General features: G+C 75.1%; 21 protein-coding genes. 10 read left to right on the top strand and 11 right to left on the bottom strand.

Features of this window, described 5'->3' with window-relative positions; genetic code table 11:
* Positions 1-222: 222 nt before the first annotated feature.
* From ACFIF2_RS24905 to ACFIF2_RS24895, 3 genes are all read right to left on the bottom strand, one after another.
* Positions 223-1569 carry an MFS transporter gene (locus tag ACFIF2_RS24905; RefSeq protein ID WP_395575461.1) on the bottom strand — a complete coding sequence of 449 codons (1347 nt, stop codon included), beginning with the start codon at positions 1567-1569 and terminating at the stop codon, positions 223-225.
* A 72-nt stretch (positions 1570-1641) separates the two neighbouring features.
* A complete protein-coding gene (locus ACFIF2_RS24900; protein ID WP_395575460.1) occupies positions 1642-2409 on the bottom strand; it encodes a glycerophosphodiester phosphodiesterase in 768 nt (255 codons plus the stop codon).
* A complete protein-coding gene (locus ACFIF2_RS24895; RefSeq protein WP_395575459.1) occupies positions 2406-3068 on the bottom strand; it encodes a YitT family protein in 663 nt (220 codons plus the stop codon). Before ACFIF2_RS24895 ends, ACFIF2_RS24900 begins: the two co-directional genes overlap by 4 nt.
* Before the next feature lie 101 nt (positions 3069-3169).
* On the opposite strand from ACFIF2_RS24895, the gene ACFIF2_RS24890 reads away from it, so the two are divergent.
* Positions 3170-4669, top strand: a complete 1500-nt coding sequence (locus tag ACFIF2_RS24890) for a PLP-dependent aminotransferase family protein (protein WP_395575458.1) — start codon at positions 3170-3172, stop codon at positions 4667-4669.
* Between the two features lie 105 nt (positions 4670-4774).
* Here the strand turns inward: ACFIF2_RS24890 and ACFIF2_RS24885 are convergent, their stop codons facing one another.
* Entirely contained in the window at positions 4775-6613 is a 1839-nt protein-coding gene (locus tag ACFIF2_RS24885; RefSeq protein WP_395575457.1) for a hypothetical protein, read from the bottom strand.
* A 49-nt stretch (positions 6614-6662) separates the two neighbouring features.
* Positions 6663-6857 (bottom strand): hypothetical protein, encoded by a 195-nt coding sequence (locus tag ACFIF2_RS24880; protein WP_003977410.1) that lies wholly within the window; start codon positions 6855-6857, stop codon positions 6663-6665.
* Between the two features lie 321 nt (positions 6858-7178).
* Between ACFIF2_RS24880 and ACFIF2_RS24875 the strand changes: the two genes are divergently transcribed.
* The 5 genes from ACFIF2_RS24875 (at position 7179) to ACFIF2_RS24855 (ending at position 12783) form a co-directional block, all read left to right on the top strand.
* Positions 7179-7571: an ankyrin repeat domain-containing protein gene (locus tag ACFIF2_RS24875; protein ID WP_395575456.1), complete on the top strand. Its 393-nt coding sequence runs from the start codon at positions 7179-7181 to the stop codon at positions 7569-7571.
* A gap of 333 nt (positions 7572-7904) precedes the next feature.
* Positions 7905-9329 carry a HEAT repeat domain-containing protein gene (locus tag ACFIF2_RS24870; RefSeq protein ID WP_395575455.1) on the top strand — a complete coding sequence of 475 codons (1425 nt, stop codon included), beginning with the start codon at positions 7905-7907 and terminating at the stop codon, positions 9327-9329.
* Positions 9330-9656: 327 nt separating this feature from the next.
* Positions 9657-10784, top strand: a complete 1128-nt coding sequence (locus tag ACFIF2_RS24865; protein WP_395575454.1) for a glycosyltransferase family 4 protein — start codon at positions 9657-9659, stop codon at positions 10782-10784.
* On the top strand, positions 10781-11938 hold the full coding sequence (locus ACFIF2_RS24860; RefSeq protein ID WP_395575453.1) for a glycosyltransferase: 1158 nt from the start codon (positions 10781-10783) through the stop codon (positions 11936-11938). The genes ACFIF2_RS24865 and ACFIF2_RS24860 overlap by 4 nt, the downstream gene beginning before the upstream one ends.
* On the top strand, positions 11935-12783 hold the full coding sequence (locus ACFIF2_RS24855) for an SGNH/GDSL hydrolase family protein (RefSeq protein ID WP_395575452.1): 849 nt from the start codon (positions 11935-11937) through the stop codon (positions 12781-12783). Before ACFIF2_RS24860 ends, ACFIF2_RS24855 begins: the two co-directional genes overlap by 4 nt.
* A gap of 166 nt (positions 12784-12949) precedes the next feature.
* On the opposite strand, the gene ACFIF2_RS24850 is transcribed toward ACFIF2_RS24855, so the two are convergent.
* From ACFIF2_RS24850 to ACFIF2_RS24830, 5 genes are read right to left on the bottom strand one after another with little or no spacing between them, the layout of a single operon-like run.
* On the bottom strand, positions 12950-13819 hold the full coding sequence (locus tag ACFIF2_RS24850) for a biotin-dependent carboxyltransferase family protein (RefSeq protein ID WP_395575451.1): 870 nt from the start codon (positions 13817-13819) through the stop codon (positions 12950-12952).
* Complete coding sequence (gene pxpB / locus ACFIF2_RS24845) at positions 13816-14454, bottom strand: 5-oxoprolinase subunit PxpB (protein ID WP_395575450.1); 639 nt, start codon at positions 14452-14454, stop codon at positions 13816-13818. Before pxpB ends, ACFIF2_RS24850 begins: the two co-directional genes overlap by 4 nt.
* Positions 14451-15209, bottom strand: coding sequence for a LamB/YcsF family protein (locus tag ACFIF2_RS24840; RefSeq protein ID WP_395575449.1), 759 nt, complete (start codon positions 15207-15209; stop codon positions 14451-14453). The genes pxpB and ACFIF2_RS24840 overlap by 4 nt, the downstream gene beginning before the upstream one ends.
* Before the next feature lie 44 nt (positions 15210-15253).
* Positions 15254-16087: a putative hydro-lyase gene (locus ACFIF2_RS24835; RefSeq protein WP_395575448.1), complete on the bottom strand. Its 834-nt coding sequence runs from the start codon at positions 16085-16087 to the stop codon at positions 15254-15256.
* Positions 16084-17403 carry an MFS transporter gene (locus tag ACFIF2_RS24830; protein WP_395575447.1) on the bottom strand — a complete coding sequence of 440 codons (1320 nt, stop codon included), beginning with the start codon at positions 17401-17403 and terminating at the stop codon, positions 16084-16086. The genes ACFIF2_RS24835 and ACFIF2_RS24830 overlap by 4 nt, the downstream gene beginning before the upstream one ends.
* A 174-nt stretch (positions 17404-17577) precedes the next feature.
* Here ACFIF2_RS24830 and ACFIF2_RS24825 point away from each other — a divergent pair, with 174 nt between their 5' ends.
* From ACFIF2_RS24825 to ACFIF2_RS24810, 4 genes are all read left to right on the top strand, one after another.
* Positions 17578-18273: a GntR family transcriptional regulator gene (locus ACFIF2_RS24825; RefSeq protein WP_395575446.1), complete on the top strand. Its 696-nt coding sequence runs from the start codon at positions 17578-17580 to the stop codon at positions 18271-18273.
* A 255-nt stretch (positions 18274-18528) separates the two neighbouring features.
* Positions 18529-20055, top strand: a complete 1527-nt coding sequence (locus tag ACFIF2_RS24820; protein WP_395575445.1) for a hypothetical protein — start codon at positions 18529-18531, stop codon at positions 20053-20055.
* 226 nt (positions 20056-20281) lie between these two features.
* Positions 20282-21163, top strand: a complete 882-nt coding sequence (locus ACFIF2_RS24815) for a hypothetical protein (protein WP_395575444.1) — start codon at positions 20282-20284, stop codon at positions 21161-21163.
* Positions 21164-21209: 46 nt separating this feature from the next.
* Complete coding sequence (locus tag ACFIF2_RS24810) at positions 21210-25886, top strand: hypothetical protein (protein WP_395575443.1); 4677 nt, start codon at positions 21210-21212, stop codon at positions 25884-25886.
* Between the two features lie 82 nt (positions 25887-25968).
* On the opposite strand, the gene ACFIF2_RS24805 is transcribed toward ACFIF2_RS24810, so the two are convergent.
* Positions 25969-26553, bottom strand: a complete 585-nt coding sequence (locus tag ACFIF2_RS24805) for a hypothetical protein (RefSeq protein WP_395575442.1) — start codon at positions 26551-26553, stop codon at positions 25969-25971.
* Between the last annotated feature and the right edge of the window lie 11 nt (positions 26554-26564).

Genomic DNA, 26564 nt, shown 5'->3' with positions numbered 1-26564 from the left:
CCGGTCAACGTCCGGGCGGCGGTAAAGATTCCCGTCCCGACTCCCGATCCGGGCCCTGCGTCGCCGTCGCAGCCGCAGCCTTGCAACCAGTGCAGTACCCGCCGACGTCCGGTTTGTCACCTCTGCTAGCAGATGCGACATAGCGTTTCGGCGCCATTGACGCGCAGTAACGGTACGCCTGGCAGGCCAAACGCGTACACTACAGCCCTTTCGCGTCGAGTGCTAAATCCTTTCGGGTACGGGATTGCCCGCGTCGCGGATCGCCCGTCCCACCGGTACCCGCGCGAGCAGCGCGAAACCCAGGACGAAGAAGACCACCAGCGAGATGATCGCGTCCCGGTAGCTCCCGGTGAGCTGGTAGGTGAGGCCGAAGAGCAGGGGCCCGAGCCAGCTCATCCCGCGGTCGCTCAGCTCGTACGCCGAGAAGTACTCGGCCTCCTTGCCGGGCGGGACCAGGTGGGAGAACAGGGACCGGGACAGCGCCTGGCTGCCGCCGAGGACCAGCCCGATCCCGGCGGCCAGCACGAAGAACCACACCGGCTCCCCGGCGGGCAGGAAGTACCCGGCCGCGAGCGTGACCGTCCAGGCGACCAGCGACCCGAGGATCGTGCGCTTGGCCCCGTACGCGCGGGCCAGCCGGCCCAGGGCCAGCGCGCCCGCCACCGCCAGCAGCTGGACCAGCAGGACGGCCACGATGAGCGTGGACTGGCCGAGGCCCAGCTCCTCCGAGCCGTACACCGACGCCTGGGAGATCACCGTCTGGATGCCGTCGTTGTAGACGAGGTACGCCAGCAGGAACGCGAGGGTCAGGGGGCGGCGCCGCATGTCGCGGACGGTCGCCGCGAGCTGCCGGAAGCCGGGGAGGGCCGCCTCCCGCGCGGGGGTGCGGCGGTCGCGCAGGCGGCGCAGCGGGATGAGCGCGAACGCGCCCCACCACAGGCCGGCCGAGGCCAGGCAGACGCGGACCGCCGCGCTCTCGGTCAGCCCGAAGGAGTCGTGGGCGGTGTAGAGGATCAGGTTCGCGACCAGGACCAGGGCCCCGGCCGCGTACCCGAAGGCCCAGCCGCGCGAGGAGACCGCGTCGCGCTCCTCGGGCGGGGCGATCTGGGGCAGGTAGGAGTTGTAAAGCATCATCGCGACGGACTGCGCGGCGTTGGCGACGACCAGGAGCAGACCGCCCAGGAGGTAGCGGTCCCCGTCGAGGAAGAACATGGCGGTCGTGGCCGCGGCCCCGGTGTAGGCGGCGGCGGCCAGCAGCGGCTTCTTGTGTCCGGAGCGGTCGGCCGCGGCACCCACCAGGGGCATCACCAGAACCGCCACGATCACCGACAGGGACACCGAGTACGCGAAGAACGACCCGGCCCGCACGGGTATGCCCAGCGGGTGGACGTAGCCGTCCGGGTCCGCCGCCGACTCGGCGACCGACGTCAGATAGGGGCCCAGGAACACGGTGAGCACGCTCGTCGAGTAGACGGAGCACGCCCAGTCGTAGAAGTACCAGCCGCGCTGCTCGCGACGCCGGTCCTCGGACCCGTCGGCCGCGTCCGTCCGCAGGGTGTCGGTGCCCACCCGTGCCCTCGCTTCCCCGTGCGCGCGCGCCGCCCCGGGTCCGGCCTCGGGGGCCCGGCGGCCCGGACGGGCTCAGACCCAGACGCCGCGGTCCTCCATGACCTTGCGCAGTGTGTCGATGTGATCGGTCATGATGCCATCCACTCCCAGGTCCAGGAGCCGGTGCATGCGATCGGGGTCGTTCACGGTCCAGACGTGCACCTGGAGTCCGCGGGCGTGGGCCGCGCGCAGGAAGCGGTGATCGACCACCTGGATGCCCGACTGGACCTCGGGGACCTGCGCGGCCACCGCCGAGCGGCGCAGCGCGGCCGGGACGCCCCAGGAGCGCAGCCGCAGATTGAGCACGCCCCGGGTGCCGTACGAGGTGGCCAGGCGCGGGCCGGCCAGCCGCTGGGCACGGATCACGCGCGCCTCGGAGAACGAGCCGACGCAGACGCGGTCCCAGGCGTTCGTCCGCTCGATCAGCTCCAGGAGCGGCGTCACCGCGGGTTCGGCCTTCACGTCGATGTTCCAGCGCACCTCGGGGAAGGTCTCCAGGAGTTCCTCGAACAGCGGCACCGGTTCCTCGCCCGCCACGCGCGCGCGGCGCACCTTCTCCCAGGACAGGTCGGCGATCCGGCCGGACCCGTCCGTCACCCGGTCCAGGGTCGGGTCGTGAAAGGCGACGAGCCGCCCGTCCCGCGTGGCGTGTACGTCGGTCTCGATGTACCGGTAGCCCGCCTCGACCGCGCGCCGGAACTGCCGCAGCGTGTTCTCCAGGCCGTCCGCCGCCCCGCCCCGGTGGGCGAAGGCGATGGGGCCGGGGTGGTCGAGGTAGGGGTGGCGTATCCGGGTGCTCACCGACGCAGTATCGCGCGCCGGGGTTGACCGGCGGCAACCACGGTGCTGCCGCCCGGTGCCGGGGGGACGGCGAACACGCGCAGGAACACCTGGGCGAGCGGGCCGATCGACACGGCGTACAGCAGGGTGCCGATCCCGACCGTGCCGCCGAGCGCGAAGCCCGTCGCCACGACGGTGACCTCGACGGCCGTGCGCACCAGGCGCACGGAGAGCCCCGTGCGCTCGTTGAGCCCGGTCATCAGGCCGTCGCGCGGGCCCGGACCGAACCGCGCGGCGATGTAGAGCCCGGTCGCCGCGCCGTTCAGGACGATGCCCGTCACCATCATGGCGATGCGCGGCGTCCAGCCGTGGGCGTCGGGCAGGACGGCCAGCGCCGCGTCCATGGCGGCGCCGATGACCAGCACGTTGGAGACCGTGCCGAGGCCCGGCCGCTGGCGCAGCGGTATCCACAGCAGCAGCACGGCGGCGCCGACGACGGTCAGGACCAGGCCCATCGACAGGCCCGTGCGCTCGGCGAGGCCCTGGTGCAGCACGTTCCACGGCTCCAGACCGAGCCCGGACCTGACCAGCATCGCGGAGCTCACGCCGTAGAGCACGAGACCGCCGTAGAGCTGGGTCAGCCGTCGTGTGAGATGCCGGTGTCCGGTCCGACGGGACAAGATGGGCCCCCTGTGTGGTCGTAGTGGCCTGCCACATGACACCCTGTGGCGGGAGAAGCAGAGCCAACCAGGGCCAATTCGGGGAAGGTGGACTGATTTCCATGGCGCAGTGGACTTCTGCCGTGGGGGCGGGCCAGCTCGCCCGGCTGCTCGGCTCCCAGCAGGACCGCCCGGCCGGGCCAGGCACCCGCCGCCCGCCCGCCTACCGCGCGCTCGCCGACGGCATCCGCCTGCTGGTGCTCGAAGGGCGCGTACCGGTCGCCGCCCGGCTGCCCGCGGAACGGGAGCTGGCCATGGCCCTCACCGTCAGCCGCACGACGGTCGCCGCCGCCTACGAGGCTCTGCGCGCCGAGGGTTTCCTGGAGTCCCGGCGCGGCGCGGGCAGCTGGACCGCCGTACCGGCCGGGAACCCCTTGCCGGCGCGGGGTCTGGAGCCGCTGCCGCCCGAGGCCCTCGGCTCGATGATCGACCTCGGCTGCGCGGCGCTGCCCGCCCCCGAACCGTGGCTCACCCGGGCCGTACAGGGCGCCCTGGAGGAGCTTCCCCCCTACGCGCACACCCACGGCGACTATCCCGCCGGGCTGCCCGCGCTGCGCGCGATGATCGCCGAGCGCTACACCGCGCGGGGGATACCGACCATGCCCGAGCAGATCATGGTGACCACGGGCGCGATGGGCGCGATCGACGCCATCTGCCACCTCTTCGGGGGCCGCGGCGAGCGCATCGCCGTCGAGTCGCCCTCGTACGCCAACATCCTCCAGCTCATGCGCGAGGCCGGGGCCCGGCTGGTCCCCGTGGCGATGGCCGAGGGGCTCACCGGCTGGGACGTGGAGCGCTGGCGCCAGGTGCTGCGCGAGGCCGCCCCCCGCATCGCGTACGTCGTCGCCGACTTCCACAACCCCACCGGCGCGCTCGCCGACGACGACCAGCGGCGACGCCTGGTGGACGCGGCGCGCTCGGCGGGGACGGTGCTCGTGGCCGACGAGACGATGAGCGAGCTGTGGCTGGACGACGGGGTCGAGATGCCGCGCCCCGTGTGCGCCTTCGACCCGGCCGGGTCCACGGTCGTCACCGTCGGCTCCGCCAGCAAGGCTTTCTGGGCCGGGATGCGCATCGGCTGGGTCCGCGCCGCGCCCGACGTGATCCGCAGCCTGGTCGCCGCGCGCGCGTACGCCGACCTGGGCACGCCCGTCCTGGAGCAGCTGGCCGTGAACTGGCTGTTCAGCACCGGCGGCTGGGAGCAGGCCGTCCAGGTGCGGCGCGAGCAGGCCCGCCAGAACCGGGACGAGCTGGTGGCCGCGGTGCGCAGGGAACTGCCCGACTGGGAGTTCGAGGTGCCGCGCGGCGGGCTGACCCTGTGGGTGCGGACCGGGGGCCTGTCGGGCTCGCGGCTGGCCGAGGCGGGGGAGCGCGTGGGCGTACGGGTCCCGTCCGGGCCGCGCTTCGGGGTGGACGGGGCGTTCGAGGGGTATGTCCGGCTGCCGTTCACCGTGGGCGGCGCGGTGGCCGAGGAGGCGGCGGTGCGACTGGCCGCGGCGGCGCGGCTGGTGGAGAAGGGGGGCGTCGGGGGCGGCGAGGCGCCGCGGACGTTCGTGGCGTAGCGGGGACCGGGGACCCGGGGGGCGTGGAGGGGGCGCGGGCCGGAGGTCCGCGGGGTGGCGGTGCCGCCGTCACGGGCCCCTGGCACCGCCACCCCGGTCGAGGTCTCAGGAGGTCTCCGCCGCGACCGCGTCGGCGGTGGGAACGGTCTCCGCGGGGGCCTTGGGTGCCGCGGTCAGCGTCCGCGCCGACCCCAGCACCACGTGCGTCGGCTCGGAGCCGGCCTCGGGCCTCTCCGGTCGCGGCTCGTCCGGTTCCGGCTCGTCCGGCCGCGGCTCGTCCGGATCCGGCTTCCCGGTGTCCTCTTCGCTCGGGTCCTCCGTCTGGGTGCCGGTCTTCCGGGCGTCCGTCTTCCGCGCGTCCGCCTTCTTCACCATGGAGACCTTCCGCTCCACCTCCGCCCCCGGGGGGACGGGCGCCTGCTCGCCGTCCGCGGGTGTCGTGCGCGGCGGGAGCAGGTCGAGGACGGCCTGCCGGTGGGCGTCGCTCGTGGCGTCGTCGTAGGGGTCCGGGGTGGCCGGGACCTGGAGGCGGTGCACGGGACCGGTGCCCAGACGGGCGTAGCCCCGGCCGGGCGGGACCTGGTCGACGGGGGTGGTGTGCGGGGGAGCGCCCAGCACGGCCGTCAGTTCGTCCGTCGTCGCCGGGCCGAGGACGACACGCGCGCGCGTGTGCTGCCGTACGGCGTCGCTGAGGCCGTCCAGGGCGTCCAGCTGGTCGGCGACGACCACCGTCACGTTGGCGGCCCGACCGTGCCGCAGCGGGACCTGGAGCAGGGACTGCGGGTCCCTGCGGCCGTCCGCCGCCGCCAGGTGCGCGAACGCGCTCGGCCGGTCCACGAAGACCCACAGCGGCCGCCTGGTGTCGTCCGGCGGCGCCTGGCCCTCCTGCCGGGCGCGGTTGACGGCGATCAGCCGCCGCTCCGTCTCGGCGGCGGCCCACTCCAGGCTGGTCACGGCCCCCGTGAGGCCGCACTCGACGGCCAGGACCCCGTCCCGGCCGACCAGGCACGCGTACTCGCCGGTGCCGCCGCCGTCGACGATCAGCAGGTCCCCGTGGTGCAGGGCCTGCAGCGCCACCGAGCGCAGCAGGGTGGACGTGCCGGTGCCGGGCCGGCCCAGGACCAGCAGATGCGGCTCGGTCGAGCGGATGCCGGTGCGCCAGACGACCGGCGGCACGTCCCGTCGCTCCTCGCCGTGGGTGAGCGGGAGGGTGCGCTGGACCCGGGTGGGGTCGGTGAAGCCGAGGACGGTCTCGCCGGGCGCGGTCACGAAACGCTGGGCGGCGATGTCGGTGGGCAGCGCCGCGAGCGCGTCGACGGAGAGGTGGTTGGCCTCCTCGTTCCACACGAAGTGGTACTCCCGGCCCCGCCCGGCCTTGGCGGTGACCAGGTGCTCGATCCGGGCCCGGGACTCCGCCTCGCCGTCGGTGAAGTACGCGGGGTAGCGGATCACCAGATGGGAGAAGCGGCCGGTGTCGTCGAACTCGTACGCCGGGAACGCCTTCTCCCACGTGCCGCCGTGGGCGTACAGGGGATCGGGGTCCTCGGCGTTCGAGAAGTACGGGACCAGCGCCTCGTAGAGCGACTGCAGACGCGTGGTCTGGGAGTCGTCCGGCCCCTGCGGCGCCGGCGGGGTGCGGTCCCTGCCCTGCCAGGCCGCCGCCGCCATCAGGGCGACGACGGCGAGCAGAGGTCCGTACGGCACGAGTGCCACGACCAGGACGACCGAGGCCACCAGGAAGAGCAGCGCGCCGCGCCGGTCCTTGGGCGTCTCGGTCCATCTGCGCCGGCCGGCCGCGGCCAGTCGGCGCAGGCCGCGGGCGATCGTGATCAGCGGCTGGAGGACGTCGGTGGCGCTGTCGGCCGCCGTCCGGGCCAGCTCCCGGCTCCGGGCGAGCTGGGCGCCGCCGTTGCTCAGAATGCGGGGGAGGGGCCGCCGGGCCACTGCTGCCTCCTGGGAGTCCGTACGAGGGGGTGGGGGGAGGGGAGGGCCGTCAGAACTTGATTCCGCCGAGCAGGCCCGCCAGGCTCTCGCCGCCCGCCTTGATGCTGGGGGCGATGGCCGTGCTCGCGAGATAGAACCCGAACAGGACCGCGACCAGCGCGTGCGAGGCCTTGAGGCCGTCCTTGCGGAAGAAGATGAAGACGACGATGCCGAGCAGGACCACGCCTGAGATCGAGAGGATCATGTGAGTTCTCCTGGTTCGCGGGGACAGTCACCATGAGTACTTCCAGGCTCACAGGATGTATCCATACGATAAAAGGTGCAAATGGGGGAAATTCGGCGAATTTGCCCCAGGTGGCGGAGTGTCGGCGGGGCCGGTTGAGCAGCGCGGTTGCGCCCGGCCGGGTTGGTGCCGATCTTCGCCTCGGGCACGTCGGCCCGGGTGCGGCGCGAGCCAGTACCCTGGCGATTCACTCGTACGGCCGCACCGCTCGCGGCCGTGCGCACCCGCAGTCCCCAACGTTCGTCACGCGCGAAGCGTTCGTAGTGAGAGGTGGTCCGGCCGATGAGTGAAGCCCCCGACCCCGAGGTCGTGGAGCTGGCGACCAAGATCTTCGATCTGGCCCGGCAGGGGCGGACCGAGGAACTGGCGGCCTATGTGGACGCCGGCGTCCCGGCCAACCTCACCAACGACCGCGGCGACTCGCTCGTCATGCTCGCCGCCTACCACGGCCACGCCGACGCGGTCCGCGCCCTGCTGGCACGCGGCGCCGAGGCCGACCGCGTCAACGACCGGGGTCAGACGCCACTCGCCGGTGCCGCCTTCAAGGGTGAGACGGAAGTGACGAGGGCGCTCCTGGAGGCCGGCGCGGACCCCTCCGCGGGTACTCCGTCGGCCGTCGAGACGGCGCGGATGTTCGCCCGGACCGAGCTGCTGGAGCTGTTCGGCGCCCGGTGACCGGACGCCGGTCCGGAGCGGCTCCGCGCCGGCGTCGTCCTTTCTGACCAGCGAAAACATCAATAACGGGGGAGGCGGTATCCGGCCGCCGAAATTTCGGTCGCGGCAGATGTGACCGCCGGGTCATCATGACGACGTGGTTCACGGACGTGATGGCTGGGCAGATCTTGCCGCACCGCGCGGGCCGTGACACGGCCCGCAAGGGCCACCGACGAGAGGCAGAGAACATGGTCTTCGGCAAGCAAGAGACGGCGGGCGCTCCGACGTGTTGGCGCACGGCCAGGTAACGCGTGCTCCCCGGTTGCGTCGACGCTTGATGTGAGGCTGTTTCCCATGTTCGATCCGGTCATAGCGCCCAGCGGTACGCTGCTCGGCCTGCTTCAGCGGGGTCGCGGCGACGGCACGCTGCACGCGCTCACCGCTCCACGCCCCGAAGCGCTCGCGGCACTGAACCACTGTGTGCTGCACGACCCCCGCCACGACTGGCAGGTCGAGAACCGCTCCCTCTACTACGCCCGCCTCTACCTCGACCTGAACGGCGAACTGGACGCGATCGAGGCCCACCTCTTCGACCCCGAGGACGTCCTGGACGCCGACGAGTCGCGCACGGGCCTGGCACTGGCGGTCCTCGGCCACCTCGCCTCCTACGGCAGACTCGACGCGCTCGCCCTGTTGCGCAGGTACGCCGCCCACGGCGTCAACTGGGCCTGGGCCCTGGACGAGCTGGCGCTGCGCGACGACGACTCCGGTCTGCGCGCCCTGGCCGCGCCGGTCCTGGCCCGCTTCCCCCGCGATGCCGAGGGCGACGCCGAGCTGGCCGTGGCCGTGCGGGACGCCTTCGAGCCCCGGCCCTGGCGCCTGTGGGCCGACGATCCGCGCGAGTCGATCGCCACGCGGGTGCGTGCCGCCCGGGAAAGGGGCTGCTTCGACCGCTGGCAGCGGCAGATGAACCCCACCGGGCCGCGTCCCGGCTGGAGCGTGCGTGCCGTCTTCGAGTGGGCCGAGCAGGGCGTCGAGCGCGGCGCCGCGCTCCACGTGCCCGCCGCGCGGTGCCTCACCGCCGTCGCCGGACCCGAGGACCGGGCCGAGATCGTCGAGGCGGCGCGGTCCGGCGCCGAGGGCGCCCGCTGCACCGCCCTGCGCTATCTCGCCGACAGCGACGACCCGTACGCCCTCGACCTGATCGAGGGTGCCGTGGCCACCGGCTCGACGCCGGTGGTGGAGGCCGCGGTCGCCTCCTTCGAGCGCATGCGCTCCGTCGCCGCGGTCGACCGCGCGCGCGCCTGGGTCCACCGGCCCGACGCCCTCGGCGCCGCCGCCGGCCGTGTACTGGCCTGCCGGGGCGGAGCGCGGGACCGCGACCTCGTCCTCGCCGCGCTGCGGGAGGCGGTCCGCGGCGAAGGGCCCGACGCGCCGACGCTGTGGACCCTCGTCGACGGCACCGGACGGCTCGGCATCGCCTGCGCGGCCCCCGTACTGCGGCACGTCTACCGCGAGACCGCCTCCTCCCACCTGCGTGGCCGGGCCGCCCGCGCGCTGGCCGCCACCGACCCCTCCTTCGCAGCCGGGTTCGCCATCGAGTGCCTGTGGGACTGCGAGGAGACCACCCGCGAGATCGCCGCCCGCCACGCCGAGACCGGTGACAACCGCGTCGTCGAACGGCTGCGCAGGCTCGCCGCCGACCCGGCCGAGGAGGACGAGGTCCAGACGGCCGTACGCAGCCGGTTCGGGCCGGACGCGGACGCGCCCGCCGTGTGAACCGAGGGACCACCGCGCCGACGTGCCGGGCCCGGCCCCGCGGCGGGCACGGTGATTGCGCGGGGGCGGACGGGGGCCCGCCGTCGTCCGAGCGGGCGAGCCGGTGTCCGAGGCCCGTGCCGCCGCACCAGGACCCCTCCCCGCGCGGCGCGCGACCCCGCTTCACCGCCCAAAACCCCTCCGCGTGAACGACGCGTGGCCCGCGGGCACGGCGGGTGTGGCCGGGGGCTGACCCGCTCGGGTGGGCGGGTCAACGCTCATGGGACGTTCCCCGGCCGGAAAGATCGACGTTGACGCGAGCACGTCCAGTCCGGCGACAACACCGGTATGCGTGTCGTCATCGTGACCGAATCCTTTCCCCCCGATGTGAACGGCGTGGCCCACTGCGCGCTCCAGACCGCCCGGCACCTCGTCGATCGCGGTCACGACTGCGTCGTCGTCGCCCCGGCCGCCGCCCCCGGTGACGAGGCGGACGGCTCCGCCCCCTGCCCCCTCGTCCGGATCCCGTCCCTTCCGCTCCCCGGCTACCCCCAGGTCCGCGTCGCCCTCCCCAGCCGGCGCGTGGCCGCCGCGATCGCCGACCACCGCGCCGACGTCGTCCACCTGGCCAGCCCTTTCGTTCTCGGCGTCCGGGGCATGGCCGCCGCCGCGCGCCTCGGCGTCCCGGCCGTGGCCGTCTACCAGACCGACCTCGCCGGATACGCCCGTACGTACATGGGAGCGGGCGAGGCGGCCGCCTGGCGGCGCATCCGCTCCGTGCACTCCGCCGCCGACCTCACCCTCGCCCCGTCCGGCGCGGCCCTGCGCGACCTGCGGGCGCACGGCGTGCCCCGGGTCAGCCTGTGGCCGCGCGGGGTGGACACCGTCCGCTTCCGGCCCGGCCGGCGCGACGAGGCGCTGCGCCGGGAACTCGCCCCGAACGGTGAGCTGATCGTCGGCTACGTCGGACGGCTCGCCCCCGAGAAGCAGGTGGAACTGTTGTCCGGAGTCTGCGCCCTGGACGGCGTGCGCGTCGTGGTCGTCGGCGACGGGCCCAGCCGGCCCGGCCTGGAACAGGCGCTGCCGGGCGCCGTCTTCCTCGGCCGCCGCACCGGCGACGCGCTCGCCCGGGTCTTCGCCTCGCTGGACGTCTTCGCGCACACCGGCCCGTTCGAGACCTTCTGCCAGACCGTGCAGGAGGCCATGGCCAGCGGCGTCCCCGTCGTCGCGCCCGCCGCGGGCGGCCCCTTGGACCTCGTCGCCCACGGGCGTACGGGGCTGCTGGTGCCGCCGCGCGACGCCGCGGCCGTACGGGACGCCGTGTGGTCCCTGTCCGCCGACCCCGCGCTGCGGGCGGCGTACGGGGCGGCCGGGCGGGCGGCCGTCGAGGAGCGCACCTGGGCCGCCGTCGGCGACCGGCTGATCGGGCACTACACGGACGTGCTCACCGCGCGGAAGGCGGTGCTGGCCGCATGAACGCGCTGCGAATCGTCCGGCTGGCCAACTTCGTCGCCCCCGCGTCCGGCGGCCTGCGCACCGCGCTGCGCGAGCTGGGCAAGGGCTACCGCGCGGCCGGACACGACCCCGTCCTCGTCGTCCCCGGCGAGCGGGCCGACGACCGGGAGACCGCACAGGGCCGGGTGATCACCCTCCCGGGTCCGCTGCTGCCCGGCACCGGCGGCTACCGGGTCCTCACCGACAGGCGACGCGTGGCCGCGCTGCTGGAGGAGCTGGCCCCCGACCGCCTGGAGGTGTCCGACCGCACCACGCTGCGCTGGACCGGCAAGTGGGCGCGGCGGGCCAGGGTCCCCGCCGTGATGGTCTCCCACGAGACCGCCGACGGGGTGCTGCGCACCTGGGGCCTGCCGGAAGGGGCGGCCCGCCGCGCCGCCGACACTCTCAACATCCGTACGGCGCACACCTACGCGCGCGTGGTGTGCACGACGGAGTTCGCCGAGCGGGAGTTCGTCCGCATCGGGGCCCGCAACGTCGTACGCGCTCCGCTCGGCGTCGACCTGGCGGGACGGCACCCGGCGCTGCGTGATCCGGGGCTGCGGGCCCGGCACGCGCGCGCGGAGGAGACGCTGCTGGTGATGTGCTCCCGGCTGTCCGTGGAGAAGCGGCCCGGCACGGCGCTGGACGCGCTGGCGGCGCTGCGGCGGCGCGGGGAGCGGGCGGTGCTGGTGGTGGCCGGGGACGGGCCGCTGCGTCCACGGCTGGCACAGCGGGCGCGGGAGCGCGGGCTGCCGGTGGCGTTCCTCGGCCACGTCGCCGACCGGGGGCTGCTGGGTGCCCTCCAGGCGTCCGCCGACGTGTGCCTGGCGCCCGGGCCGGCCGAGACCTTCGGACTGGCCGCGCTGGAGGCGATGGCGTGCGGCACGCCCGTGGTGGCCAGCGCGTCGTCGGCGCTGCCGGAGGTGATCGGCTCCGCCGGTGCCGTCGCCGCCGACCACGGGGAGGCGTTCGCGGACGCCGTGGGGCTGCTCCTCGGGCGCGGGGAGGCGGACCGGCGGGCGGCGGCACGCGCGCGTGCCGAGTGTTTCGGCTGGGACGCCGCGGTCGCCGCGTTCCTCGCCGCGCACGACGCGCCCGTCCCCACGCGCCCGGTGCTGCCGGAGGCCGTGTCATGAGACGCGTCCGCTTCGTCGCCCTCGGCGACTCGCTCACCGAGGGCGTGGGGGACCCGGTGGGCGGCGGGTGGCGGGGCTGGGCCGCGCTGCTCGCCGCCGGGCTCACCGAGGAGCCCGCCGAGTTCACCAACCTCGCCCTCAGCGGGGCGCAGACCCGTGACGTGGCCGAGCGGCAACTGCCCGCCGGCCTGGCCCTGCGGCCCGACGTGGTGTCCGTCGTCGTCGGCGTCAACGACACCCTGCGCTGCACCTTCGACCTCGACGCCGTCGCCGCCCGGCTCGACACGGTGTACGGCGCGTTCACCGCGCGGGGCGCGCTGCTGCTCACGGCGTGTCTCCCGGACCCCGGGACGATGCTCGGGCTGCCCGGAGTGCTGGCCCGGCCGCTGGCCCGGCGGCAACGGGCGGTCAACGCCGTGGTGCACGCCCTGTCCGACCGGTACGGGGCCGTGCACCTGCACGCGTGCGAGGGCGACTGGATCACCGACCGCGCGATGTGGAGCGCGGACCGGCTGCACCCCGGCGAGCGGGGGCACCGGCAGCTGGCCCTGCGCTTCCACGCCCTGCTCGCCGCACGCGGAGCGGCCACCGGGCCCGCGCCCTCGCCCGAGAACGAGTTCCCCGCGCCCACCCGATCGGCGAGCCTGTGGTGGCTGGCCACCGCGGGCACCGGCTGGGTGGCCCGGCGCTGCACCGACCTCCTGCCCCAGCTGCTCACCCTGGCCGCCGACGAACTGCGCCACCACGCGCGCGGCACGAGCGCCCGGCTCGACCTGCGCACGTCCGCCGCCGTGTCCGCCGCCCTCGCGGCGCTGTCGGCGACGGAGCGGGCGGAGGCGGCGTGAGGGGCGGTACCGGTGCGGTGGCCGGGGCCGGGGCCGGGGCCGGGGCCGGGGCCGGGGCCGGGGCACGGTGCCGGGCGCCGGCTCGCGGCTCCCGGCGCGGAGGGCGCCGGAGGCCGGCCCGGACACGGTCGTACGGCGGACGTCGCCCGCACGCGGTACCGCCGTGTCAGCGTCCGCGTACGGCCACGAAGCGCACCGGCGTCCCCGGTACCGCCTGGGCCGCCGCCGGGAGGTCGGCGCCGCGGACGACGCCGATCACCGGGTAGCCGCCGGTGGTCGGGTGGTCGGCGAGGAACACGACCGGCCTGCCGTCGGGCGGCACCTGTACGGCGCCCAGGACCATGCCCTCGCTGGGGAGTTCGCCCGGACGGGCGCGCCGGAGCGCGGGTCCGTCCAGACGGAGGCCGATGCGGTTGCTCGCGGAGGAGACCCGGTAGGCGGCGGAGGTGAACACCCGCGTCGCCTCCGGTGTGAACCAGCCGGCACGCGGACCCGGCGTCACCCGCAGGACCAGTTCCGCCGGCGGCGCGGGCTGCGGGGTGAAGTCCACGCGCGTGTGCCGTCCGCGCGGTCGCCCCAGGGGCAGTACCGCGCCGTCCGTGAGGGGCGGCGGCCCGAGGCCGGACAGCAGGTCGGTGGAGCGGCTGCCGAGGACCGGCTCGACGAGGACGCCGCCGGCGAGGGCCACGTAGGCGCGGACGCCGGAGCAGGCCGGGCCGACGTCCAGCAGCGCACCGGCCGGCACGTCGACCGGCGCGCCCCAGGACACCGGCCGCCCGTCCACCGTCACCGGGCAGGGGGCCCCGCCGACCGCCACCGTCACCGCGCACCGCGGGCGCAGGGCGCAGCCGGTGAGTGTGGTCTCCAGGACGGCGGCGTCGGGCGGGTTGCCGACCAGCCGGTTGACCAGCGCCGCCGCCGGCGCGTCGAGCGCCCCCGAGCGGGGGACGCCGAGGTGCGCGTGGCCGGCCCGGCCCCGGTCCTGCACGGTGGTCAGGGCACCGGCCCGGACGACGGCGAGCGCACGGTCGGTCATGTACCCCCCTGGTCTCCGCGCGGGTCCGCGCGACGGACGAACCGCACGCGCGTGCCCGGCGACAGCAGCGCCGCCGGTACGCGCGTGTGGTCCCACAGCACGGCGTCCGTGCTGCCGATCAGCTGCCAGCCACCGGGCGACGAGCGCGGGTACACGCCCGTGTACGGCCCCGCGAGCGCCACCGAACCGGCGGGCACGGCCGTGCGCGGGGTGTCCCGGCGCGGGACGTCATAGCGCGCGGGCAGCCCGGTCAGGTAGCCGAAGCCGGGCGCGAACCCGCAGAAGGCGACCCGGAACTCGGTGCCCGAGTGGACCCGCGCCACCTCCTCCTCCGCGACGCCCCAGTGCGCGGCGACGTCGGCGAGGTCCGGACCGTCGTAACGGACCGGGATCTCGACGACGCGCCCCGCGCGCGCGGGCGCGGGCGGGACGTCGGCGGCGGCCAGTTCGGACGCCAGCCGGGCCGCGTCGGCGACACCGTCGAGGAGGACGGTGCGGGCCGCCGGAACGATCTCCCGGGCCGCCAGCGTGCCCTCCGCGCGGCGCCGCGACAGCTCCGCGTGGAGGGCCGCGGCCTCGTCGCCCGAGGCCACTTCGACGAGCAGGGCGTCGTCGCCGACCGGCAGGACGTTCATGCGAACGCCTCCACGCGGACGCCCGACGCCTCCAGCCGCTGCCGGACCCGGCGGGCCAGCTCCACCGCGCCGGGCGTGTCGCCGTGCACGCACAGGGAACGGGCCCGCACCCCGATCCGCGCCCCGGAGCGCGCGGTGACCGTGCCGGAGACGGCCAGCCCCACCGAACGCTCCAGGACGGTGTCCGGATCGGTGACCACGGCGCCCTCCCGGCCGCGCGGGACGAGCGTCCCCTCGTCGGTGTACGCCCGGTCCGCGAACGCCTCCGTGACGACCGGCAGCCCCGCCCGTCCGGCCAGCTCCAGCACGCGTGAGCCGGGCAGTCCGAGCACGGGCAGCGCACCGCCCGCGAGGAGGACGCCGTCGACGACGGCCGCGGCCTGCTCCTCGTCCCGCACCACCCGGTTGTACAGGGCGCCGTGCGGCTTGACGTACGCCACACGCGTGCCGGCCGCGCGCGCGAAGACCTCCAGGGCGCCGATCTGGTAGGCCACCTCGGCCGCCAGCTCGGCGGCCGGCACGTCCATCGCGCGCCGGCCGAAACCGGCCAGGTCCCGGTACGAGACCTGGGCGCCGATCGTCACGCCCCGCGCGGCCGCCGTCTCGCACACCCGCCGCATGGTGGCCGGATCCCCGGCGTGGAAGCCGCACGCCACGTTGGCGCTGGTGACGACCCCCAGGAGGCCCTCGTCGTCGGTGAGCCGCCAGCGGCCGAAACCCTCGCCGAGGTCGGCGTTGAGATCGATCGAGGTCATGTCTCCAGTGTCTCCGGTCTCCGGCCCCGTCGGGGCACGGCGGGTCAGGCCACGCGGTACTGCTCGTCCCGCGCGTCGGTGAGGAACATCTGCCCCGGGGCGTGGGTGAGGGCGAACGGCGGCCGCGAGGCCATGACCGCCGCCTGCGGCGTCACCCCGCACGCCCAGAACACCGGGATGTCGTCCGGTTCCCTGGCGACCGGGTCGCCGAAGTCCGGCCGGTCCAGGTCGGCGATGCCGAGCGCCGACGGGTCGCCGCAGTGCACCGGGCTGCCGTGCACGGCGGGCAGCAGACTCGTCTCGCGGATCGCCGCCGACAGGTGCGCGGGCGGCACCGGCCGCATGGACACCACCATCGGCCCGCGCAGCCGCCCGGCCGGACGGCACTGCCGGGTGGTGACGTACATCGGGACGTTGCGGCCCTGCTCGACGTGGCGGACCGGGACGCCGGCCGCCGTCAGCGCCCACTCGAAGGTGAAGCTGCACCCGATCAGGAACGACACCAGGTCGTCGCGCCAGTACGCGCGCACGTCCGTCGGCTCGTCCACCAGTTCGCCGTCCCGCCACACCCGGTAGCGCGGCAGATCGGTGCGCAGGTCGGCGCCGTCGGCGAGGGCGGTGGTCCACGACCCGGCGTCCGTGACGTCGAGGACGGGGCAGGGCTTCGGGTTGCGCGTGCAGAAGAGGAGCATGTCGTAGGCCCAGTCGGCGGGTACCGAGATCAGATTGGCCTGCGTGTGACCGGCCGCGACCCCGGCCGTGGGGCCGGTCAGCCCGTCCCGGAAGCGGGACCGGGCCGCCTTCGCGCTCCACGCGCGCGCGTGCTCGTCGACGAGGGCGATCGGACGGCCCCCGGTCACGTCGTGAGAGTGCTTCACGCCAGTTCCCTTCCGCGCGTCTCCGGCAGCCCCAGCAGAGCCAGCGCCGCGATGCCGTAACCGATGGCGCCGAAGACCAGCGCGCCGCCCACACCCCAGCTGTCGGCCAGGAACCCGACCGTGGTCGGGAAGACGGCGCCCACGGCGCGTCCGGTGTTGTACGTGAACCCCTGCCCCGCGCCCCGTACCGCCGTCGGGTACAGCTCGCTCAGGTACGAGCCGAAGCCGCTGAAGATGGCCGACATGCAGAAGCCGAGCGGGAAACCGAGCACCAGGAGCAGGGTGTTGGCGCCGCTGGGGATGTTCGCGTACGCCAGGATGCAGACCGCCGACAGCAGGGCGAAGAGCCAGATGTTGCGCCTGCGGCCCAGGAGGTCGGTGAGATAGCCGCCGGTCAGGTAGCCCAGGAAGGCGCCCGAGATCAGGAACGTCAGGTAACCGCCGGTGCCCACGACCGACAGGTCGCGCTCGTCCTTGAGGTACGTCGGCACCCAGGTCGCGAGGGTGTAGTAGCCGCCCTGGACACCGGTGGAGAGCAGACTCGCGAAGAGCGTGACGCGCAGCAGGCCCGGTGCGCCGGCGGTGCTCGGCTTGAAGATCGCCGCGAACGATCCCTTTGTCGCACCCTTCTCACGGACCTCGACGGCCCTGGGCGCGTCGTGGACGCTGCGCCGCACCCAGACCACCAGCAGCGCGGGCAGGGCGCCCGTCCAGAACATGACGCGCCAGGCCAGATCGTCGCCGACCAGGGAGAACACCAGCGTGTAGACGACCACCGCGAGGCCCCAGCCCACGGCCCAGGAGCTCTGGATCGCGCCGAGGGTGCGCCCCCGGTGCCGGGCGCTCGCGTACTCGGCGACCAGGATCGCGCCGACCGCCCACTCACCGCCGAAGCCGAGGCCCTGGAGGGCACGGAAGACCAGCAGCGTCTCGTAGTTGGGCGCGAAACCGCAGGCCACCGTGAACACGGCGTAGGTGATCACGGTGAGCAGCAGTGCCCTGACCCGGCCGATGCGGTCCGCCAACACGCCCGCGAGGGCGCCGCCGACCGCGGAGACGACCAGCGTCACCGTCGTGAGCAGGCCGGTCTGGCCGCTGTCCAGGTTGAAGTACGCGGCCAGCGCGACCATGGTCAGCGGCAGGGTGAAGTAGTCGTACGAGTCGAGCGCGTAGCCGCCGAACGCGCCGCCGAAGGCGCGGCGGCCTCGCGGGCCCAGGGCCCGCAGCCAGCCGAACGGACCGTCGTCCGGGGCGTGTTCACCCGGGCCCGGACGGGCCTCGGTGGACAGGGCCCGGGGTGGAGGGGGCGTGCTCATGGGGCACCTCGCAGGGGGAGGACGGAGGGTGCTTGTCGAGTGAGCCGGTCGGTGCGGGCGGCGCGCCGAGCGGAACGGGCGCCGTGTCCGCCGTGATGGCACCGTAGAGGATCGTTCAACGATCCCTCAATACCCCTGTTGTTTCGTTCCGGTGTCTGCGGTTGAATTCCGGGCATGGCAGAGCAGTTGGCGGGACTGGCGGACGACCGTGCCCTCCTCGGGCGCACCAGCACCGCCGAGCGCGTCTCGGACATCCTCAGGAGCCGCATCGCCGAGGGCTACTTCCCGCCCGGCACCCGGCTGTCGGAGGACAGCATCGGCGGTGCGCTCGGGGTCTCCCGCAACACGCTGCGCGAGTCGTTCCGGCTGCTCACCCACGAACGCCTGCTCGTCCACGAGTTGAACCGGGGCGTCTTCGTCCGGGTCCTCACCGTCGACGACGTGGAGGACATCTACCGCACCCGGTCGCTCGTCGAGTGCGCCGTCGTACGGGGCCTCGGCGAGCCCCCGTACCCCGTGGACGGACTCGCCGAGGCCGTCGCGGACGGGCGGCGGGCGGCCCGTGAAGGTGACTGGAAAGGCGTGGGTACGGCCAACATCCACTTCCACCGGGAACTGGTGGCGCTCGCCGGCAGCGAACGCACGGACGAGTTGATGCGCAGCGTCTTCGCCGAACTGCGCCTCGCCTTCCACGTCGTGGACGACCCGAGAAGCCTGCACGAGCCGTACATCGCGCGGAACGCGGAGATCCTGGAGGCGCTGGAGGCGGGCGAGCGGGAGACGGCGGAGCGGTTGCTCGCGGTCTACCTGGAGAACTCGCTGAAGCGGGTCGTGGAGGTCTACCAGCGGCGGGTCGGCGACGACGGATAGGCGGGCGGCGGGCGTCGGGGGAGGCGTCCGTCGGTGTCGGGAGGCGTCGGGGGAGGCGTCCGTCGGTGTCGGGAGGCGTCGGGGGAGGCGTCGGTGGGTGTTGGCGGGCGCGGGCGGGCATCCGCGCGCGTCGGTGGACACGGGCGGGTGCCCGCGCGCACCCGCGGGCTCGGCGAGGGGGCGGGTGCCCCGTCGCATCGGGGCCCATCTGCGTCGTTTGGGTCGTTGTCAGACCGAGGACCTAGTCTGTGCACCGTGACTTCGCCTGCATCGACGGACAGCGTTCCGCCCCAGCTCAGCGCGGGGCCGCGCCCTGCCCCGGGCCCGGCCGCCGACGAGGGACTGGCGCGGCGGCTGCGCGCGCTCGCCTGCACGGCGCCGCTGCACGACCTCGACGCGCGCAAGGCCAACCTCGCGGGCGAGTACTCGGTGTACGGCATGGCGGAGGTCGCCCTGGCCGCCATCGACCTCGTCACCCTGAACATGGACTTCGACACGGGCGCCGACCACGACCAGATAGTGGCCCGGCTGATCCCGCGCGTCGCCGCCCAGGCCCCGGCCCGGCCCGCCGCCGAGCACGAGCGGGTGGCCCGCTGGGTGCTGGAGAACCTGATCAACGTCGGCAGCGTGGACCGCGGGTTCCGCGCGGTGTACGGCACCTTCGGGCCGGACGGTACGTACGTGCGCCGGGACTACGACTTCAAGCTGCTCGAAGAGGTCCCCGGCCCGGGCGGCACCGTCTACCTGCGCACCACGGACGAGGCGGTCAACGTCCTCGTCGGCGCCCTGGACACGGACGTCACCAGCGCGCAGATCGCCGCCGAGGTCAAGCTGGAGGTCCTGATCAGCCGGGGCCGGCTCGCCGACGCCCAGCTCGCCGCCGAGCAGGCCCGGTACCGGACCGTGCAGTACTCGGAGACGCTGCGCAAAGCCCTGGACGCCACCCGGCGCAACGTGCGCGCGGTGGACTGGCTGAGCGCCGTCCCCGACATGATCGCCGAGGCCCTGGACCACGTCGCCGACCGGTACCGCCACGAGAACGCGATCCTCACCAACATCCGCAAGGCCCGCGACGAGTCCGAGGACCCCGAGCACAAGCGTCGCGCGGCGGAGCTGGTCGACATCGTCAAGGACTGCATCCGCCGTCACACCCAGCTCCAGTCCCGGCTCCTGGAGGCCGGCCCGCTCTTCCGCGCCGAGCAGGACCGGCAGGCCTTCGCCGCCCCCATGACGACCTCCGGCCTGGACCTGTACGGCCACCTCGTCGCCCCCGTCCTGCCGCTGCCCCTGGAGCGGGCGTTGCGCGTCACCGACGCCTTCTTCGCGCGCGGCACCGGCCTGCGCACGCCCGTCTCCGTCCGGGTCGGCGACCTCGTCGACATACTGCTGACCCCGCCGGTGGAGCGGGAGCACCTGGGCGCCGAGATGCCGGAGCCCGACCTGATCGCCACCCCGGACGACAGCCGCTTCAGCGAGGAGCAGCTGGCGGCGGCCACGCACCTGCTGGACCTGCCGCACGACGCCCCGCGCCGGCTGTCCGGCCTGCTGGCCGACGCCCGCGCCCAGGACCCCGAGCTGCCGTACCTCGTCGCGCTGCTCGCCGTCCACGCGGCCAGCCCGCCGGTCGGCACCGCGTACCGGCAGGGCGAGCCGAAGCTGCTGTTCGCCGTGGACGACGGCACCGAACTGGACGATCCGGAGTTCGGCGGCGCCGACCTCATCGTCGGCACGGCACTTCTGGACGCGGCCGGGATGGCCGCGGACCGGACGGAGGCGGCATGAGCACGCGCCGACCGCGCCGCCACCGGCGCCTCGAGCGATCCGGGTGCCCGCAACCCCGCCCGTACCCGTCCCCCGGGGGCGGTCGGCGCCCGCCGCGCCCGTACTCGTCCCCCGAGGGCGGTCGGCGCCCGCCGCGGCCGCACCCGTCCCCTGAGCGGTACCGGCCCGCCCCCGCGCACCGGCCCCGTGAGCAACACCCGCACCAGCACAGCGAGGAGTACCGACCGTGACCGAGCACGTCGACCGGAGCGAACCGGAGGCGGGTGCCACGCCGGCCACCGCGGCCGTCACGCCCGCCGACGCCGCCGACGCGGCGCGGCTCGTCTCCTTCGGCCTCCAGCCCAAGCTGCTGCCCGCCCGCGACCAGGAGTACGCCGACCTCCTGCGCCGCTACCGCGAGGACCCGCCCTTCGCCCGGCTCGCCGACGCCGTCGCGGCCGGCCTCGGGCTGATCGTCCTGGAGGTGTCCCCGCGCGCGGGGATGGCCGTGGCCGCCGCCGACGACTCGGTGTTCGCCGTACGCATGGGCGACTACGCGCGCCGCGCCGCCACCGACTCCGGTGACCGCTTCCTGCACGGCCTCGCCCACCTCGCCGTCGCCGCCATGGCCTACCCGCGTCCCGAGGACCTCGCCGACGACGGCTACATCGGCCGGGTCACGGTCAACGGCGTGGACGCCTTCGTCCGCCAGGCGTGCCGGCGGCTGGAGGAGCGCGCGGAGGAACAGGGCGAGAACACCGACCCGGCCACCGACGCCCCGGGTCTGGAGGCCGCCTGGCGGATCTGGGCCAGACGCAGCGCGACCGGCGCCACCAAGGACGCGCGCCGGCTCCCGGGTTCCACCACGGGCATCGTCGGCAAGGCCGCCGCGTTCCTCACGGAGTCCGGCTTCCTCCAGCGCACCGGCGACGACAACGGCGGCACGTACCGCACGACGGCCCGCTACCAGCTCCAGGTACGCGACATGGCGGGCAGCGCCGCCATGGCCGAGCTGCTGGACCTGGGCGTCGTCCCGGTCACCGACGGCACGGCGACGCTGCTGCCCGCCGAGGAGACGGACGACCTGGAGCTGGTAGCCGACGCCGGTCTGCCGTTCCACTCCGCCTGACACCGCCCACGCCCCCCGCTTTCACGAAGACTTACGAGAGTCCGCCATGTACGAGCTGTCCCGGGTCCGCCTCTACTCCATCGGGCCCGCCGGTGCGCGCTACGCCGACACCGTGCTTGACCTGCGCGGTGTGGGGGAACCCGTGCCCGACCCCGCGCCCACGCAGGCGGAGTTCTTCGAGGAGGAGCCCGTCGGCCCACCCCGCCGGCCCGCGCCCGCGGGCGTGCTCTTCCTGGAGAACGGAGGCGGCAAGTCCGTACTCCTCAAGCTGATCTTCTCCGTCATGCTCCCGGGCCACCGCAACACCCTGGGCGGCGCCAGCTCCGGCGTCCTGCGCAAGTTCCTGCTCGCCGACGACTGCGGACACGTCGCCCTGGAGTGGCAGCACGTGCAGACCGGCGAGTGCGTCGTCGTCGGCAAGGCCAGCGAGTGGCGCGGCCGTCAGGTCTCCAACGACCCGCGCAAGTTCGCCGAGGCGTGGTACTCCTTCCGGCCCGGCCCCGGACTGACCCTGGACAACCTGCCCGTCGCCGAGGCCACCGCCGTCCGCCCGCCCGTCGAGGGCGTCTCCGGTGCCCAGGGCAGGCGGCGCACCATGAAGGGCTTCCGGGACGCGATCACCGAGGCCGGCAAGGCCTACCCGCACCTGGAGGTGCACTGGGAGGAGATCCACGACCGCTGGATCGAGCACCTCGGCGACCTCGGCCTCGACCCCGAACTCTTCCGCTACCAGCGCGAGATGAACGCCGACGAGGGCGAGGCCGCCGGTCTCTTCGCGGTCAAGAAGGACTCCGACTTCACCGACCTCCTCCTGCGCGCCGTCACCGACACCCGCGACACCGACGGACTCGCCGACCTGGTCAGCGGCTTCGGCAACAAGCTGGGCCGGCGCGCCGAGCTGATCGCGGAACGGGACTTCACCGCCGGGTCCGTCGACCTCCTCGGCCGGATCGTCGAGGCCACCGACGCCCGAGCCCGTGCCCGGGACATCCACACCGCCGCCGAACGCCGGACCAGGACCCTGGCACGCCGGCTCTCCGCCCGCGGTGCCCGGGAGCGGGTCCGGGCCGGTGACCTCGCCCAGCGGGTCACCGCCGCCGCCCACGCCGTCACGCACGCCGAGTCGGCCCGCGACCGCAGCGCCCTCATCGCCGCCGAACTCGCCTACCGGCACGCCTCGCTGGCCCTGACCGCCGCCGAGAAGTCGGCCGCCGCGCAGAAGCGTGAACTCGCCGACGCGCGCACCCTGCACTCCGCCTGGCAGGCCGCCGAGGCCGTCCTGCGCCACCGCGCCGCCACCGACCGCGTGACGCGCGTGTCCGCCGCCATCCAGGAGGCCGAACGGGACGCGGCGCCCGCGCTCGCGGCCCGCGCCGAGGCCGCCGTCGACCTCGTCCGCGCCCTGCACGCCGCGGCCGGAAAGGCCGAGCGGCACGCCAACGAGGAGGAGGAGCGGTCCGCCGCCCTCCAGGAGGTCAGCGACACCGCCCACCGGGACTCCACCACCGCCGCCACCGAGGCGCAGCGGGCCCGCAGCGAGGTCGGCCACCTGCGCCAGCGCCTGACCGAGGTCGAGCAGGAGACCGCCGAGGCGGTCCGCGCCGGCTGGCTCGACGACAGCGCCCCGGACGCCGACCCGGCCCGGGCCGCGCTCGCCGCCAGCGACGCCGAGAAGACGACCGTCGCGGCCTGGGACACCGCGCGTGAGGCGGCACGCCGGGCCACCGAGCACGCGCGCGAGGCGGCCGCCGCCGAGAGCCGGGCCGAGCTGACGGCGGCCCGCGCGGCCGACGCGGCCACCGCGGCCGAACGCGCCCACGAATCCGAACGCCGCACGGCGCAAGCGCTGGCGGCCGAGGAACGTCTCGCCGAACTGCTCGGGCTGTCCGCCGGCACCCGCCCCGGCATCCCGCAGCCCCGCCAGGACACCGACCGCGACCGGGCGGCCGATCCCGGGGTGTCGGAGGAAGGGACCCTGACCCCCGAGGAGCTCGACCGCTTCGCCGACGAACTGCGCGAGCTGCTCGACACCACCGTCACCTCGGCCGAACGCCAGCTCTTCGACCTGCGCACCGCAGCGGCCGACGACGCCCGCATCCTCGGAGCCCTCGGCGACGGCGGACTGCTGCCACCCGGACCCGACGTCCTGGCCACCGTGGAGTTCCTCGGCGAGCACGGCATCCCCGCCCTGCCCGGCTGGCGCTACCTCGCCCAGGCCGTCGACCCCGCCGACCACGCGCGCGTGCTGGCCGCCCGGCCCGAGCTGGTCGACGGCGTGATCATCACCGACCCCGACTCGCACACCCGCGCCCGGGACGTCCTCGGCGACGCGGCCCTGCTGCCGCGCTCCGCCGTCGCCGTCGGCACGGCCGCCGCCCTGCTCGCCCCCACCCCGGCCCCCGGCTCCGGGACCGGGGACGTCTTCCTCGTACCGCCGAACCCGGCCATGCACGACGAGCACGCCGCCGACGAGGAACGGCAGACCCTGCGCGCGCGGGCGACGGAGCGGGACGAGGAGATCCGCACCCTCGCCGCCCGGCTCGGCAAGGACCGCGAGCTGGCCGCCCGGCTCGCCTCCTGGCGTACCGGCTGCCCCGCGGGCCGCCTCGCCGAACTGGCGCGGACCGCCGAGGAGGCCCGCGCCTTCGCCGAGGAGACCGAGGCCGAGCTGGCCGAGGCGCGAACCGTGCGGGCCGAGGCCGAGGAGAGCGCCGCCGAGGCCGTACGGATGCGGGACGAGCGGCAGGAGGCGGCGCAGAAGGCCCGCCGCGCCGCCGACGCCCTCGCCGGGCTCGCCTTCCGGCTGCGCGAGCGGGCCGGCTGGCAGGTCAGAGTGCGTGAACTGGCCGACGAGGGCGCCGAGGCCGAGGCCCGTGCCCAGGCCTGCCTGGAGCGGGCCCGCGCCGCCGACGAGGACCGCCGTGCCGCCCAGCGGGCCGCCGACGACGCCCGCCGCACCGCCCGCGCGCTGCGCGCCGAACGCTCCGAGATCGCCGGCGCCCCCGACGACGTACCGGAGGACACCCCCGGGGACGTGCCCGGCACGGACGCGCCGAAGGCGTCCCTGCCCGCACTCCGCGAGGCCTACCGCGCCGCCTCCCAGCTGTACGAGCAGGTCGGCGTGGGCGCCGACCTGCGCGCCGAGCAGGCCCGCGCGGAGAGCGACGAGAGCGCGGCCCGCGCGGAGCTCGACCGGCTCAGCAACAAGGTGCGGACCCGGGCCGGGCAGCTCCTGGAGTCGCCCGACGGTTCCGACGGGCCCTCCCGGCAGGCCGCCGCCGCCCGGGCCGAGGAGCTGGTGCAGCTCCTGGAGGCACGCATGTCGAGCGCGAGTGAACAGCTCGGCCGGCTCCGCGGCGAGGCCGAACGGCACGCGCCCGAGGACGGCGACGCCCACACCGAACTCCCCGAGGACCTCCTCCCGCGCGACGCCGAGCACGCCCAGACGCTGCTGCGCACGGCGACCACCGAACTCGCCACCGGCAACGAGGCACTGACCCGCACCCGCGAGGCCCATGCGGAGCTGCTCGACGCGCACCGCGCCGCCGAGGACGCGGCCGGCGGCTTCGACGAGGTCGCCGCCATGCTCCGCGACCTGCTGCGCGAGCACCCGCCGGAGGAGGATCAGGAGGAGCCCGAGCCCTACCCGGGCGGGCTCGAGGAGGCCCGCCAGTCCGCCGCCGAGGCCCGCCGCTCCCTGCGCGGCTGCGCCGCCGACCTGTCCGCCGCCGAGGCCGCCGTCCGCGAGGCGAGCGACATCCTCGTCCGGCACGCCAACTCCACCCGCTACGAGCAGGTCCGCACCCCCGCCCGGCAGCAGATCCGTGAACTGCCCGCCTCCGCGTTGCCCGAGCACGCCGCCAAGTGGGCGGACGCCTTCGCACCGCGGCTGCGCGTGCTCACCGACGAGCTGGCCCAGCTGGAACGCAACCGCGACTCGATCGTGGACCGGCTGCGCGGCCTGGTCGAGTCGGCCCTCGCCACCCTCCGCTCCGCCCAGCGGCTCTCCCGGCTGCCGGAGGGCCTCGGCGAGTGGTCGGGGCAGGAGTTCCTGCGGATCCGTTTCGAGGAACCCGACCAGGCCACCCTCACCGAGCGGCTCGGCGAGGTCGTCGACGAGGCCACCCGCGCGGCCGTGAAGAAGAACTCCGACCTGCGCCGCGACGGCATGTCCCTGCTGCTGCGGGGTGTCGCCGCCGCCCTCCAGCCCAAGGGCGTCGCCGTCGAGATCCTCAAGCCCGACGCCGTGCTGCGCGCCGAACGCGTCCCCGTCGGTCAGATGGGCGACGTCTTCTCCGGCGGTCAGCTGCTTACCGCGGCGATCGCCCTGTACTGCACGATGGCGGCGCTCCGCAGCAACGACCGGGGCCGTGACCGGCACCGCCACGCCGGCACCCTGTTCCTCGACAACCCCATCGGCCGTGCCAACGCGACCTACCTGCTGGAGCTCCAGCGGGCCGTGTCCGACGCGCTCGGCGTGCAGCTCCTGTACACCACCGGCCTGTTCGACACCACGGCGCTGGCCGAGTTCCCGCTGGTCATCCGGCTGCGCAACGACGCCGACCTCAGGGCCGGGCTGAAGTACATCAGCGTGGAGGAACACCTGCGGCCGGGTCTGCCCCAGCCGACCCCGGCCGGTGAGGGCGAGGGCGAGGGCGAGACGGTGCACAGCGAGATCACGGCGACCCGGATGTTCAAACGCCCCGCGCAGTCGCCCGCCTAGGCCGCCCGCCTAGGCCGCGCGGCGTACCGGTGACCCGTCGGTCGGCCCAGGCGCTCGACGGCTCACCGGGCCCGGCAGGAGTTCAGGGGTGGGACAACTGCCCCGCGCCGCCCCGCCGGGGTATCCGCTCCTGGCGCCGCTCCGCGGTCCGGAGCTGCCGCCTGGCCCGGCGCCGCTCGCGACGCATGGCGCGCGCGGTGCTGCTCGGTACCGACACCACACCGTGCCGCTGGTTCCAGACCTGACGGGTGACCCAGACGTCCAGCACGCCCCAGGTGGCCACCACCGTGCCCGCCACGCTGCCGATCACCATCGGGAACGCCAGCCAGGACTCCGCCATCGTGCACAGGAAGGCCACCATCGCGAGTATCAGCGTCACCGCGACGACGAGTACCGCGCGCACGGCCGCCGTACGCACCGGATCCGGCAGACGACGCCGCCGCGCGGGCTCCTCGGTCCACAACGGCCGGTAGGCCGACTGCTGCTCGGGCTCCTCCCGCCGGCGCGGTCGCTCCGGCACACCACGCTCCGCGGCACCACGCTCCGGCTGGTCCGGCCCAGCCGCCGGAATGTCGCGATCCGGCGCCCCGCGGACCGAGCGCGCCGCCAACTCGGCCGCACCGCCGTCCTCGGGCGCCCCGCGCCGCTCCGCCGTGCTCATCGACATGTCACTCCCCA

Source organism: Streptomyces sp. BK79 (assembly GCF_044142145.1).
In the GTDB taxonomy this organism is placed as follows: Bacteria; Actinomycetota; Actinomycetes; order Streptomycetales; family Streptomycetaceae; genus Streptomyces.
The sequence above is the reverse complement of the archived record's forward strand: the minus strand, read 5'-3'. Positions and strand labels throughout refer to the sequence as shown.